12 protein-coding genes are annotated in these 12,905 nt (G+C 40.1%); 9 read left to right on the forward strand and 3 right to left on the reverse strand.

Annotation, left to right across the window (positions count from 1 at the left end; genetic code table 11):
- Window positions 1–29 precede the first annotated feature (29 nt).
- Window positions 30–536, forward strand: coding sequence for a hypothetical protein (locus B9T19_RS02830; RefSeq protein WP_094567061.1), 507 nt, complete (start codon window positions 30–32; stop codon window positions 534–536).
- Window positions 537–693: 157 nt separating this feature from the next.
- Here B9T19_RS02830 and B9T19_RS02835 read toward each other — a convergent pair whose 3' ends face one another.
- Complete coding sequence (locus B9T19_RS02835; RefSeq protein WP_094567062.1) at window positions 694–1,722, reverse strand: macro domain-containing protein; 1,029 nt, start codon at window positions 1,720–1,722, stop codon at window positions 694–696.
- 2 nt (window positions 1,723–1,724) lie between these two features.
- Window positions 1,725–2,357, reverse strand: coding sequence for a DUF4433 domain-containing protein (locus B9T19_RS02840; protein ID WP_094567063.1), 633 nt, complete (start codon window positions 2,355–2,357; stop codon window positions 1,725–1,727).
- Window positions 2,358–2,719: 362 nt separating this feature from the next.
- Between B9T19_RS02840 and B9T19_RS02845 the strand changes: the two genes are divergently transcribed.
- Window positions 2,720–3,172: a hypothetical protein gene (locus tag B9T19_RS02845; RefSeq protein ID WP_094567064.1), complete on the forward strand. Its 453-nt coding sequence runs from the start codon at window positions 2,720–2,722 to the stop codon at window positions 3,170–3,172.
- 77 nt (window positions 3,173–3,249) lie between these two features.
- Here B9T19_RS02845 and B9T19_RS02850 read toward each other — a convergent pair whose 3' ends face one another.
- A complete protein-coding gene (locus tag B9T19_RS02850) occupies window positions 3,250–3,945 on the reverse strand; it encodes a type II CAAX prenyl endopeptidase Rce1 family protein (protein ID WP_094567065.1) in 696 nt (231 codons plus the stop codon).
- A gap of 321 nt (window positions 3,946–4,266) precedes the next feature.
- Between B9T19_RS02850 and B9T19_RS02860 the strand changes: the two genes are divergently transcribed.
- From B9T19_RS02860 to galE, 7 genes are all read left to right on the forward strand, one after another.
- Window positions 4,267–5,088: a hypothetical protein gene (locus tag B9T19_RS02860; RefSeq protein ID WP_094567067.1), complete on the forward strand. Its 822-nt coding sequence runs from the start codon at window positions 4,267–4,269 to the stop codon at window positions 5,086–5,088.
- Between the two features lie 1,220 nt (window positions 5,089–6,308).
- Window positions 6,309–7,097 carry a hypothetical protein gene (locus B9T19_RS02870; RefSeq protein WP_094567069.1) on the forward strand — a complete coding sequence of 263 codons (789 nt, stop codon included), beginning with the start codon at window positions 6,309–6,311 and terminating at the stop codon, window positions 7,095–7,097.
- Window positions 7,098–7,111: 14 nt separating this feature from the next.
- Entirely contained in the window at window positions 7,112–7,552 is a 441-nt protein-coding gene (locus B9T19_RS02875) for a hypothetical protein (protein WP_094567070.1), read from the forward strand.
- A 222-nt stretch (window positions 7,553–7,774) separates the two neighbouring features.
- Window positions 7,775–8,662 carry a UTP--glucose-1-phosphate uridylyltransferase GalU gene (gene galU, locus B9T19_RS02880; RefSeq protein ID WP_094567071.1) on the forward strand — a complete coding sequence of 296 codons (888 nt, stop codon included), beginning with the start codon at window positions 7,775–7,777 and terminating at the stop codon, window positions 8,660–8,662.
- A complete protein-coding gene (locus B9T19_RS02885; protein WP_094567072.1) occupies window positions 8,659–9,963 on the forward strand; it encodes a nucleotide sugar dehydrogenase in 1,305 nt (434 codons plus the stop codon). Before galU ends, B9T19_RS02885 begins: the two co-directional genes overlap by 4 nt.
- Window positions 9,964–9,979: 16 nt before the next feature.
- Window positions 9,980–11,731 carry a glucose-6-phosphate isomerase gene (gene pgi / locus B9T19_RS02890; protein WP_094567073.1) on the forward strand — a complete coding sequence of 584 codons (1,752 nt, stop codon included), beginning with the start codon at window positions 9,980–9,982 and terminating at the stop codon, window positions 11,729–11,731.
- Complete coding sequence (gene galE, locus B9T19_RS02895; protein ID WP_094567074.1) at window positions 11,728–12,744, forward strand: UDP-glucose 4-epimerase GalE; 1,017 nt, start codon at window positions 11,728–11,730, stop codon at window positions 12,742–12,744. Before pgi ends, galE begins: the two co-directional genes overlap by 4 nt.
- Window positions 12,745–12,905 lie beyond the last annotated feature (161 nt).

The following is a 12,905-nucleotide window of genomic DNA, read 5'->3' on the forward strand; positions in this document are numbered from 1 at the left end:
TTATATCATCGAAAAAAGAACCTATCATCATGCAAGAGAAGAAACAAAAAGGGGCGGGTGCCTGCACTTTTAGATCTCCTCATGATGTGCTTATGATTAAGGCTAAAGATCAAGGAACTGCTTTATGGGCATTAGTGAATCAGCGATGCTCAGAAGGTGCATTTTTGGAGATTAAGGATGATGGAGAAAAGGTATTACATCTTTTAGAGATGAAGAGTCGATGTACGCAATCTGAATTTATTAAAGCTTGTGAACAGTTAGAAGGAATGTATTATGCATCATTGGCGGTGATGGCTGTTTTGAGGTTGGGATTTCCAGATCAAGTCATCTCATATATCGCTTATAAATCCACTAATTTAGAGAATCAAACTCAATTACCTCTTTATCAAAATAAACAGCTTGTCGGTGTCGATACAGAAGGGGTTCGTGCATTAAATTTTTGGAGAAATCATAAGATACAATTTAAACATTGCTTTTCTTCGCTGATTAAAGGTAAGCGTGATCAAGATGGAAATTATGATTTTGGAACTATTTAAAGTGACGAGCTTGGAAGAAGGGCGGGAATCGTCAAAATAGAACTATCGTGAATCGATATATCTAATATATCAATATCAATATCAATATCAATGATGACCTCTTTGTAAATGATGGGATAGTCATCACGTTAAGATCTGATTTTCTGAAGTTTTAATTTCAGATCCAGCCTTTTTCAGTTAGGATTTTTTCAGCGATATCGATCTGCCTTTTTGAAAATTGTTGTTTATGTTGATTCCAGCTATAAAATCCTTGGTGAAGATCTGAAATTTTTTCCTGCTTTTTTAACCAGTGAGTTGTTGCCAATAATTCTAATCCCGCTGAGGATTCAAATCCGTCAATGAGTGCATTCACTTTATTAAAATTAGAGGATATATCACCATTTTGCTTTAAAACATGATGCGCTTCAGCAACAGCATTAGGCATTATTTTAATAATTTTTCGAGGATCATCGCCGCCATCTAGATAGCCAGAAATATAGTGACCTTCAATATGTTGTAAAACATGCCTTAAGTTCTCAGCATAAGGACCATAGCTTCCTTTGGTAAATCGTAATCTAAGGTTGTAGCCAGACTCTTGAACAAAGTACATTAACTTATGAAGTTCAAGAAGCGTAATGTACGGATCTATGAGTTTTTTTAAATATTCATCCATTAAACTAATAAGGATGGCGCGACCTTCTGTCATTTTTGGTTTTTTTTCAGACCGAATGGTCACATTGTATGTCGATTTTTCTATTGGTTCATACACAAAGATAGAGACATCTTCTGAGATGGGAGATAGCTTCTCAATGATTCTGTTTTTTACTATAGACCACTCTAATCCACCTAATCCTGCTCCTAATGGGGGGATTGCGATTGATCTGATTTTTCTTGTTCTAATTTCAGTGATTAATGCGTCTAAACCTGCGTTAATATCTTCTATTTTACTTGCACTACGCCAGTGTCTTTTAGTAGGGAAATTGATAATTAGTTTAGGGTTAATGGGGCTACCAGTTTCAAAGATAAACATTTTTCCAGGTACAACTTGTTGTAAATCACAGGCCTTTTTATAAGCCTGAAAGTTTTCCGGAAATGCTTTTTTAAATTGTAGAGCAATCCCTCGTCCCATTACTCCAACACAATTGACAGTATTGACTAATGCCTCTACATCTGCGTGAAAAAGATTTCCTTGTACGAAGTTAATCATGATTAATAATACCACTCTCTTTTTATAGTGACTTTAGGAGGATGGGTGATGTTTTCTGTTTCTAATATATTGTTAACTTGATGATATATCTGCTCATCAAAAACAGCAATTTCATCTATTAAAGCCCAAGGCATACAATTTTCAATAAGAAATTCTGCCTGTTTCCATTCTTGATTTCCAGCCCAATTGTCAGAGTTAATAATATCCCAATGGACCTCATCTAGATAGTTTAAATCAGCATAATCACTAAACCAACTTGATGCGGCATTACTGGTTGTAAAAGCCCACCGTAATTTTTGTGAGTTTGCGTAAGCAATGGTTTTTTGAAGGTCTCCGACTAAGTGTATAATTTTCTCTTGCCCATCTTGATATGTTAGTTCAGCATTTCTTTTATGTATCATATACAGCATAACAGGCCTAGGACAAAAATAAAAAGGAACACATTGGCCAACGAATAATCCTGGATGGCTTCTTAATTGACATTTATGTAGACGGCGATCTTTAATTGTATCCATACCAATTGTTGTACCTTCTAAGTGCTTTTCTCTTACCAAAGCATCTGAAAGTAGACTTTGAGATCTAATGAGAGAGCGTAACCGATCGAGATGAAGAATATGGTAAATTTTAGGCATCATTAATCTCCATGAAAGTGGGGTTATAACAGGGAGGGTGGATATTTTATTGCATAAGTTAAGAAAATTTTCAGGAAGTAAAGATCACCATTATAGAGGATATTGGCAATATCTCAGAGACAGATTTGATAGTGATATATGTTAAGAGTAGGGTTGATAAAGAATCTTAGGAAAAGGGTTATAGAGTTCTAAGAGATTCATGAAATAAAAGAGAGCCGGGACGTACATTAAGTATAATGCAGAGGTACCCGGGCGTATTATTGAATATATTAGCTACAGGTAATTGTTTTATCAATAGCTAAAAGGTTTGATCCGAACGATGGGGTAGTAGGTCTGATTGTGTAAAAAAAGGAATTCAAAAGAAGATGAAGACGGGAAAAAATAAGAATATATTGATAGCACTATTGCTCACAGTGTTTGTTATCGGGCTGATAGTTTTCATTTCTATTTTAGGCGGATTTCATGATACAAAAACCATAAAATTTCCGACGCAATATCAGGCTACTGAATATATTGAGAAGGGGTGGATTCCTCCCGATATACCTGAGAATGCAACAAATATACTGCTTTCTTACGATCTAGATACAAATGTAATCAATGGTAGCTTTCAATCAACTCAAGAAGATATCCGTAAATTTAAGGAGAACCTGGTTGAATCTGAGAAGGAGGAGTTTATTCATAAAACAAGAATATTAAACCCTGATTTTCAAAGCATTGTAGGGTCTTTTTTGCATAGAGATATCTCCTTTTACAAGAATGAGCGTTACTTTTTTGTGATTGAGGATCATACAATATACTTCTTTAGCTTACATCCATAACACATTTTAAAGCTTTTCTAGTAAAAGGATGTTTCCATAAAATCGATTTTTTCTTTTAGGATTAGTGTATATAGGCGCTAAACAACAGAGAAGAGAAAAGAGAGCCCGATGATATCTGCAAGAGAATGTGCGAGGAAGAAGGGGAGCAGATTCTTCGGTCTCAGCCACTTTGTGTAGAGAAGAAATAGGAGCGCGCCTAAGAGAAAACCTAAGCCGATCGCGGTTTCTAACCCTTGATAGGTATGAAAACTAAAACGAATCAAGAGGGAGTAGAGGAATGCCCATTTGAGGTTTTGTGAGCGAAGGGTAAGACAGAGCCCTAAAAAGAAGATCTCCTCATAAAAACCATTGAAAAGGGCATAAAGAATCAGAGAAGGTTCTTTAAAGGCGGAAAAGGGGAATGGAACGGGAGTGCTCCCAACGGTATCGGGATAGAGTAGAAGATAGAAGAGATCCATGCCGAGTGCAGCAAGAAGAAAGATCATCACGGCTTGAGGAATCACCCAACGATTAATGCGAATATGTTGCCCTAATGTGGCAAAATCAAAACCTCTGATCCAAAGATAGATAATGGCTATAAATAGGTAGATGGATTGTGAGAAGAGCGCGCCATAGTTATCGCTACTTGAAAAGGTGGTTAAGGTCTCAATATCGGTATGATTCTGACTTAATTGCAGATAGAGAATGGAGGATTGGTAGATTGCCGAGCCAAAAAGAATTCCTGTGAGGATCAAAAGGTCGAGCCAAGTAAGGTTGATACATCTTTTTTTCATGCTACAAAATATCTCGATCTCAAAATGGTGATTTTATAATTTTATGGTAGAGGCGTCGACCTCTGCAAGCATCTAAAGCATGAATATGGCCTTATTTTATTTTTCTTTGGAGGAGGTTGTACTCTCTGCTTACGATCTATTTTTATATAAAATAGATCTACCTAAAATTGTGTTTATAAAACTTATAAAACTTATAAAACTTATAAAACTTATAAAACTTATAAAACTTATAAAGATCAATACCCAAATACCGATTAATTATAATAAGTGATATTATATTAAAACGAAAAATTTGAAGCGAAAATCACAAAAGGATCAATCATGAAAAAAATAGTTCTTTTAGGCTTTATCTCGGCGTTACTGGTAGCTTGTACCCCGAAGGATGAAGATTACTACTTTAAGCACCTAGATAAAGCAGAAGAGAAGGCAAAGAGCTGTAATAGCCAATTAGAGAAAATATTGATGGCGGGAAAGGATGAAAAGGCGCTCGCTAAATTGAAGGAAGATACAGAGTGTCAGGCGGCTTTTGACGCGCTTAATAAACAGAAAGAGATTGAGCGAGAGAAAGAGAGAGCGGAGAGGGAGCTTAAGAGACAGCAAGAGTTAGAAGCGAAGCAGAAGGCGATTGAAGAGGCTAAAAATCGTATTTCTCAATCGCTGATCGATAAAAATTGGGATGAGATCATTGCAGAATACTTAAAACAGAAAGAGTGTAACAGCCTCTCCCAAAGAAATACCCCCGAGTGCATGGCTTGGAAAGAGATCCATGAAGAGGCCTTTAAGAATGGGGAAGAGCAACTCTCAAAAGAGAACTTTGAAGCCTTAACGGAGCAGCAAGAGACTTATTGTAATTTAGATAAGCGATCGGGTTCTGCCTGTGATGTTTGGAAAAAGAGCTGGAATACTCAAAATGCCGCAATCGTTAATCAATTTATCAACGATGATCAGCGCTTTGTCGAAACCTATAACCAATGTTATGACACGATGGAAAAAATACGGCAATCAGATGAGGGCCGTAGAGTAAAAACTCAGCTAGAGCGTGAAGTGACCGGGAGCTATCCTTGTTATCAGATAAAGGAAGCTTACTCTAAGAGAGGATTAGGATCTGGGTGGAATATCTTCACGAAGCGTATTAGCTTATAACATTCTTATATTTATTCTTATACTCATTCTTATAGTATGCTTATAGAGTTCTTATATGTATTACTCTATAAGTAATACTATAAGTTAGATAGGATCGGGGTGGTGATAGGTAAGTGGAAAATTGATTATGACTTTAGAATCATCTTACGAACCCTATAATTGTTGAGGGGATTTTCATTAGCGATATTTTTAAGAGCTTGGTCGATAAGAGTCCTCGAATTTTATTCGAAATGTGGCAGCTCATTATAGTCGTCTGTGGAATGTGAATATGGTAGATCGATCTAGCAATATTAAGAAAGATCACTACTGGAAGGAACTAGATAATTCAAGAGAGTTCTATTATTTTTGTATTATGCAACAGATGCTTAAGGTAATATCACCTAACTCATCTTGGAGGAAACGCTTCTTAAATCTATTAGATAGCTTCCCACTGCCTGAAAATAGAGCAATTGACCTCTGTGATATGGGTATTCGAGATATTGAGATATTAGAAGAGTGGGAGTTGTGGAAGTAAATTTGAAGCAAAAGAAAGCCGGGACGTACATTAAATATAATGCAGAGGTACCCGGGCGTATTACTTAGTAATCTTAGTAACAACTTATTATTTTATCAATTGTTTTTTAATATAAATATTGGCTTTACGCTTTTAAGATCTTCTTATGAATATCTTCCGTAAGCTTACGTCATCAGCTCGGTGATAAAGGAGGAGCGAATCCAAGCATTAGAGATTAAGCAGGATCGTTTTTTGCTCGTGTTAGGCCGATAGTCTTTGTGATATAGGTATATTTAGAGTAGTTCGATTTTGAGGGGGCTATATGGCAAGTTATTACTTGATAATCAATTGATGGTGAAATGCTAAACCTTTCAATTAATTTTTAGTGTTATGCTAAACTTTATAATTCCAGTAGGCTTACACTGATCGATATAATTTTGATCTGCATCTTTTACTCATATTTTATTCATGTTCTATCTAAGAGAGATTGTCATGAAACTGGATATTAGATTATTACTATTTAAGATCTTGGAAAAGTTGAAGATGCACATATAGAGCTTCTACTTTTACTGCGGTTCTTGAAACTTATTCTTGAAACTTAATTTGCAGCTATAAGAGATCTTATGAAATAGATGTTGCAAAGTTTTGTTGTAAGGAAGAAGGTAAGAGAATAGAGAAAGTAAAAGAAGCAAAAGAAGTAAAATGATATAGGGTTATAGGATAACTGATGATCGCTCCAGAAAAAAAAGTAACGGGAATTTTAGCTGAACTTTATGAAAAAATGGTAAACGAGATCTACTTTACAGAATTTGAGAGTCAGCTATATGCCCGAAAAATGGAAGGAATAGGAAAGGCAACAAGTGAAGAAAATCTTGCTTGGGCATACTATTACGCCTGTAATAAAGAGTCAGAGAAAGCCTTACACTTTTTTAAGAAGTCTTTGCACTATAATAATCCTATATTTTTGGGAAATTATCTTACCTATCTTGTTAGAAATGGGCTAATAGATGAATTTTTACTAGCGACCGAGAGTGCTAGCTTAAAACCTTGTTTTAGAGGAGTTGGGCAAGTGCTTTGGAGCGAGCTCTTTATCTCTATTTTACGAGGGAATTTAATGGTGGCTCGAGAGCAACTTGAGGGTTTAATAAAACTAGATAATGAGTATTCGTTATGGGCGAAGAAAATAGAATTAGATCTCGATCGATTTATAAAAGAAGCTAAACTGGATTCTCAACAACTCCAAATATTAGGAGATATTTTTATTACATTGATTCGGGAGTATCGGCTTTTTGCTTTAGGCTGGTTTACATTTAAGAGTTACCCAGAGTTTGGTGTAAATCATCTATCATTGGTAATCGATTATCGACATAAAGATATTATTGGTGCAATTAATTATGAGCTGGCTATGGCGATTGCTAGTGAAGAAAAATTAGATAGGAAAAAGTTTTCTGTATCGGTGGATATGTTTGAGAGAAGTAATGATGACAAGGCATTTAGTCATCAAATGATGCAGTAATTGGAGATGAGTTAATGTCAGTAGTTGGAGAGGATTTTTTAAAGTTTTCTGAAAACTTACTCAATCATTCAAGTACAGAAATAGAATATCGTAATGTGATTTCTCGATTATATTATAGTCTAATCCATGTCACAGGGCGGTGTTTAGCGCCTTCAGCTCCTAAAAAATACCATACAGAGATGGAAAGATATTTAAAAATGCCAGATCGTCACGATCCTAATGAGCTGATACCATCTCTAGAATTAAAAGCATTAGGAGAGTTATTAGCTGCAAGGCGAGCAAAAAGAGTAGTTGCTGATTATAAGTTAGAAGAAGATGTCATGAGAGCAGATGCAGATGGAGAAATGGAAATTTCTAAACTTATCCATCAAAAATTACACGCTTATCAACTTCAAGAGAAGGGAATCTCTTCATCTCAAGAAATTCAAAATGGTAAATTGTCGAAAGAAAGTTAATAGCTCTATTTTTAAGCAGAGCTTAAAGTACAATAAAGAATTTTAAATTTTTCCATACATCCTTTTAATCACTTTTGATCGTTTTTAAATAAATGGCTCTTAAGAGTTACTTATTGCTAATAGTCATTCTCTCTTATCCCGATTATTGGTATCCTTATACCCATTATAGATATTATAGATACTTATAGTTGTTATCGATATTGACCAATAGTAGGGATTTTCATGATTAAGAAAGCAATTTTACCTGTTGCGGGCTTAGGGACCCGTTTTCTGCCGGCGAGTAAGGCGATTCCCAAAGAGATGGTGACGGTGGTCGATCGTCCCGTGATCGATTATGTGGTGCAAGAGGCGGTGAAGGCGGGCATTGAGGAGATTATCCTTGTAACCCACAGCTCGAAAGGGAGTATCGAGAACTACTTTGATAAGAACTTTGAGCTAGAGACGATCCTTAAAGAGAAGCAGAAATTCGATATCTTAGCGGAGATCGAATCTATTCTTCCCAAAGGGGTGAGTGTGGTGAGTGTGCGTCAAGGCGAGCCACTTGGCTTGGGGCATGCGGTGTTATGTGCGAAATCATTGATCGGTAATGAGCCTTTTGCCGTCCTTCTTCCCGATGTATTGGTCTATAACGAAGAGGAAGAGAACGATCTTCAGAGAATGATCACTTATTATAATGCGCATCAAGCAGCTCAAATTATGGTGGAAGAGGTGCCGGCAGCATTGGTGGATCAATATGGGATTGTAGATGTTGCATCGACGCCGGATGAAGGCGCGTCAGTTGCGATGCAAGGGATTGTTGAAAAGCCCGCGGTGGGGAGCGCACCTTCAAATCTTTCTGTGATTGGGCGTTATATTCTTCCGCCGGAGATTATGTCGCTTCTTGAGAAGACGCCGAAAGGTGCCGGCAATGAGATTCAGCTCACGGATGCGATAGCACTACTACAGAGAGAAGCGCCGATTGAAGCGTATCGCATGAAGGGGCAGACCTTCGATTGTGGTAGCAAAATAGGGTATCTAGAAGCGGTTCTCCATTATGGTGCGATTCACCCGACATTGGGCGCGCCTTTTAGAGCCTTAATCGAAAGATCTGCACGTGAGATAAAGTTATGAAGATCGCCATTATCGGATCAACCCTGCAAGCCGGCGTCTTAACGGCACTACTCTCTAAATATGGCAATGAGGTCTATGTCTTAACGGGAGTTGATCGAGGAGAGAATAAGGGTGGACAGTCTTTCTTTCCCCATCTTCAAGACCCACAACTCTTAGCAGAGTTAAAGCGCTTAGAGGAGGCGAAAAGCTTCAAACAGCTCGATTCTATGGCAGAGTTGCTGGACCTTTCAACGGAGATCGATTGTTACTTTCTCAGTTTTAATGCATTAGAGAAAAGAAGAGCTAGCGATTTTTTAGAAGCGATGGCAAGTAGAATTGCCGAGAATCATATTGCGCAGAAGCAACATAATATCCCGCTTTTGATCAATGGTTCGACGTTTGGACTCTATGGTACGGAGGCATTGCGCCAATCCTTTCCAGAAGCGGATTGGGCCTATCTGCCCGATATTGTGCAAGAGGGAAATGCGGTCAAGAGCTTTGTCGATCTTGCACAGCTGATTGTGGGTGTGGAGTCGGATCAGACACTGATTCGCCTTAAAGAGCTCTTTCGTCCCTTCTTCCCACTTCCTTCCCAATGGTTGGTGATGCCGATTCTCGATGCGGAGCTCACGAAGTTGAGTATCTCCGGGATGCTCGCAACACGTATTAGCTATATGAATGATCTTGCGAATGTTGCGGAGACGATTGGGGTGGATATCCTTAATGTAAAACAGGGTTTAGCGGCAGATCGCCGAATTGGCGGTGCTTATCTTTCGCCGGGGGCAGGATTTGGGGGTGAAAACTTCTCTAGCGATATCTTGATGCTCTCTGAAGAGGTGGGGCGCCGTGGGGTCAAAAGCCGTTTGATGGATCAAGTTTGGGAGGTGAATGAGGATCAGAAAGAGGTACTCTTCCGCCATCTCTGGCGTTATTATGAGAGCGATCTTGCCGGTAAAAAAGTGGCTATTTGGGGTGCCTCCTTTAAAGAGGAGACGGCGAGTATCTATAATTCGCCCATTCATAAGATGATCCGCGCACTGGTTGCGCAAGGTGTCACGATCTCGCTCTATGATCCTGCTGCGATGCCGGCAGTGAAGAGTGCCTATCCTTTTGAGCCGATCGATTATTGTGAGGATAAGTATCAGACGCTCGAAGATGCCGATGCTCTGATTATCTTAACGGCATGGAAGGAGTTCTTTAGCCCCGATTACAGATTGATCAAAGAGAAGATGGCGCACCCCTTTATTCTCGATGGGCGCAATATCTTTGATCCACACTATATGCAAAATTTAGGCTTTATCTATAAGGGAATCGGCCGTTAGTGCCGGGAGACGATCGATGCAGAATCAATCATTCAATCAATCATTCAATCAATCATTCAATCAATCATTAACGATATTAGAGACATTACCACCATTATCGGTAGATCCCCACTTTATAGCGCTAGAAGCGATGGCAGAATCGATGCAGAAGAAGCCGCTAGCACACCTATTTGCGGAGGAGCCTGATCGCTTTAGCAAGTTTCACTTTCAGTTAGAGGGGCTTTTGATCGATTTTAGTAAGCAACGGATTGATCAAGCGGTCTTGGAGAAACTTGCTGATCTGACGAAATCACGCAAACTTACAGAGAGCATTGCGCTTCTCTTTTCGGAGAGTAAGATCAATCAGAGTGAGAATCGAGCGGCAATGCATTGGGCGCTTCGTACTCCTAAAAAGGGGCTTCAGGCGTTAGGGATCGATCCACAAATTAGCAGTGCGATTCACCATGAGCTTGAGAAGATGTATGCATTGGTGGAGCAGATTCATCAGGGGCAATATCGGGGGGCGACAGGGGAAGTGGTGACCGATGTGGTCAATATTGGGGTGGGCGGTTCCGATCTTGGCCCGCTCATGGCCTCTTATGCTTTAGCTGATTTTACCGTTAGAACAGAAAAAGAACTCAATATCCACTTTGTCTCTACGATGGATGGGAGTCAACTCTCTGAGTTATTGCATCAATTGCGCCCGGAGACGACGCTCTTTATTATCTCATCGAAATCATTTGGCACGATCGATACCCTTAAGAATGCGGCAACGGTGCGAAGCTGGATGGAGAAGGCATTAGGCGATGAGCCACAACTGCTGAAAAATCACTTTATTGGCGTTTCCAGTAATAGTGAAGCGATGAGCCGATGGGGGATTGCCAAAGAGCGACAACTCTATCTCTGGGAGTGGGTCGGCGGGCGTTACTCGCTCTGGTCGGCGATCGGTCTTCCTATTGCGCTCACCATTGGCGTCGAGGGCTTTAAATCCTTCCTAGAAGGGGGATATACCATGGATTGCCATTTTAGAGAGGCGCCTCTTACTGAAAATCTCCCTATCTTGATGGCGATGATTGAGATCTGGAATAGTAATTGCCTCGATATTCAGACTCATGCCGTTCTCCCTTATGATGGCCGCCTTAAATATTTTGCCAGTTATTTGCAGCAGCTTGAGATGGAGTCAAACGGCAAGAATATCACCCGCGGAGAAGAGCGCGTTGACTATACCACTTGCCCCATTATTTGGGGTGAGGTAGGGCCAAATGCACAACATGCTTTCTATCAATTACTCCATCAAGGGACAGAGGCGGTGAGTGCTGACTTTATCGCCCCTAAACGGCGCTATACCGATGATCAATTTACCTATAGTGAGAATGCGACAGAGTTGATTGAACAACATGATTTGGCATTGGCCAATTGTCTTGCGCAATCGCGCCTTCTCGCCTTTGGAAATGCGGCACTGGTAGAAGAGCATGAGGGGAACATTGAAGAGATGGAGAGAATCCCTGCCTATAAAGGGTATGAGGGGAATCAACCAAGCTCAATGATTCTTATCGAGAGCTTAACACCGAAGACATTAGGGATGTTGATCGCGCTCTATGAGCACAAAGTTTTTGTGCAATCGGTTATTTGGAATATCAATCCTTTCGATCAATGGGGCGTTGAGAAAGGGAAAGAGATCGCCAGTCAATTAATTCCCTTATTAAAGGGGGATCGACCTACAGGCAGTGTGGTAGACTCATCCACAGCAGGGTTGATTCAATATCTACAAGGAGCAGACACGAAATGAAGATCTTAGTTACCGGCGGAGCGGGCTATATCGGCTCTCATACCGTTATTGAATTATTAGAAGTAGGCTTTGAGGTAGTGGTATTTGATAATCTCTCCAATAGCTCTGTTGAATCTTTAAAGCGGGTAGAGGAGATTACGGGAAAATCCCTAATCTTTATCGAAGGGGATATTCGAGATGGCGCAGCACTTGATGCGCTCTTTAATGAGTATGAGATCGAAGCGGTGATTCACTTTGCTGGCCTTAAAGCGGTCGGAGAGAGTCAGGAGATCCCGCTCGTCTATTTTGATAATAATATTGCCGGCTCCATCTCCCTGATGAAAGCGATGGAGAAAGCGGAGTGTTTCAATCTGATCTTTAGCTCATCAGCTACGGTCTATGATGAGGCCAATATCTCCCCCTTAACAGAAGAGATGCCCACCGGAATGCCTTCTAATAACTATGGTTATACCAAGTTGATTGTAGAGCAGTTATTACAAAAAGCAGCAATTGCTGATGATCGTTGGTCGATCGCGCTATTGCGTTACTTCAATCCTGTAGGTGCGCATCAGAGCGGTAAAATTGGGGAGGACCCACAAGGAACGCCCAATAACCTGATGCCATTTATGACACAAGTGGCAGTCGGGATGCGTGATAAGCTCTATATCTTCGGCAATGATTATCCCACAACAGATGGCACCGGCATTCGCGATTATATCCATGTGGTGGATCTGGCAAAAGCGCATCTATCGGCCCTTAAAAATCGTCTTGAAGCACACGGCTGCCGAGCATGGAATATTGGGACCGGCAATGGCACCTCCGTTCTAGAGATGAAAGAGACCTTCGAGAGCGTCAATGGTGTTGAGATTCCGTATCAGATCACAGAGCGCCGTAGTGGCGATGTTGCGATCTCCTATGCCGATAATGGGCGTGCCGTTAAAGAGCTCAACTGGAAACCACAATATGGTCTTAAAGAGATGCTAGAAGATAGCTGGCGTTGGCAGAGAGAGAATCCGAGAGGGTATCGAGAGTAAGTAGAAGCATTTTATTGTGATCTAAGATCTGCTAAGATGTTTCCATCCTTTAGCGTTACTGGTCATTTTCAGTCGGGTGTTAAGCCAGACTCTAACTTATTGAACAGATTGAGAGTTGCGAAAGCTAATTTCCCAGCTCTCAGGAGAGCCGGAAAATTATC

Source organism: Ignatzschineria sp. F8392, from assembly GCF_002252045.1.
Classification (GTDB): Bacteria; Pseudomonadota; Gammaproteobacteria; order Cardiobacteriales; family Wohlfahrtiimonadaceae; genus Ignatzschineria.

Excerpts from the sequence above, each read along its gene's own strand:
- B9T19_RS02870 (WP_094567069.1), top strand. The coding sequence starts at position 6,309 with ATGATCGCTCCAGAAAAAAAAGTAACGGGAATTTTAGCTGAACTTTAT.
- B9T19_RS02875 (WP_094567070.1), top strand. The coding sequence starts at position 7,112 with ATGTCAGTAGTTGGAGAGGATTTTTTAAAGTTTTCTGAAAACTTACTC.
- B9T19_RS02835 (WP_094567062.1), bottom strand. The coding sequence starts at position 1,722 with ATGATTAACTTCGTACAAGGAAATCTTTTTCACGCAGATGTAGAGGCA.
- galU (WP_094567071.1), top strand. The coding sequence starts at position 7,775 with ATGATTAAGAAAGCAATTTTACCTGTTGCGGGCTTAGGGACCCGTTTT.
- B9T19_RS02830 (WP_094567061.1), top strand. The coding sequence starts at position 30 with ATGCAAGAGAAGAAACAAAAAGGGGCGGGTGCCTGCACTTTTAGATCT.
- pgi (WP_094567073.1), top strand. The coding sequence starts at position 9,980 with ATGCAGAATCAATCATTCAATCAATCATTCAATCAATCATTCAATCAA.
- B9T19_RS02840 (WP_094567063.1), bottom strand. The coding sequence starts at position 2,357 with ATGATGCCTAAAATTTACCATATTCTTCATCTCGATCGGTTACGCTCT.
- galE (WP_094567074.1), top strand. The coding sequence starts at position 11,728 with ATGAAGATCTTAGTTACCGGCGGAGCGGGCTATATCGGCTCTCATACC.
- B9T19_RS02845 (WP_094567064.1), top strand. The coding sequence starts at position 2,720 with ATGAAGACGGGAAAAAATAAGAATATATTGATAGCACTATTGCTCACA.
- B9T19_RS02885 (WP_094567072.1), top strand. The coding sequence starts at position 8,659 with ATGAAGATCGCCATTATCGGATCAACCCTGCAAGCCGGCGTCTTAACG.
- B9T19_RS02850 (WP_094567065.1), bottom strand. The coding sequence starts at position 3,945 with ATGAAAAAAAGATGTATCAACCTTACTTGGCTCGACCTTTTGATCCTC.
- B9T19_RS02860 (WP_094567067.1), top strand. The coding sequence starts at position 4,267 with ATGAAAAAAATAGTTCTTTTAGGCTTTATCTCGGCGTTACTGGTAGCT.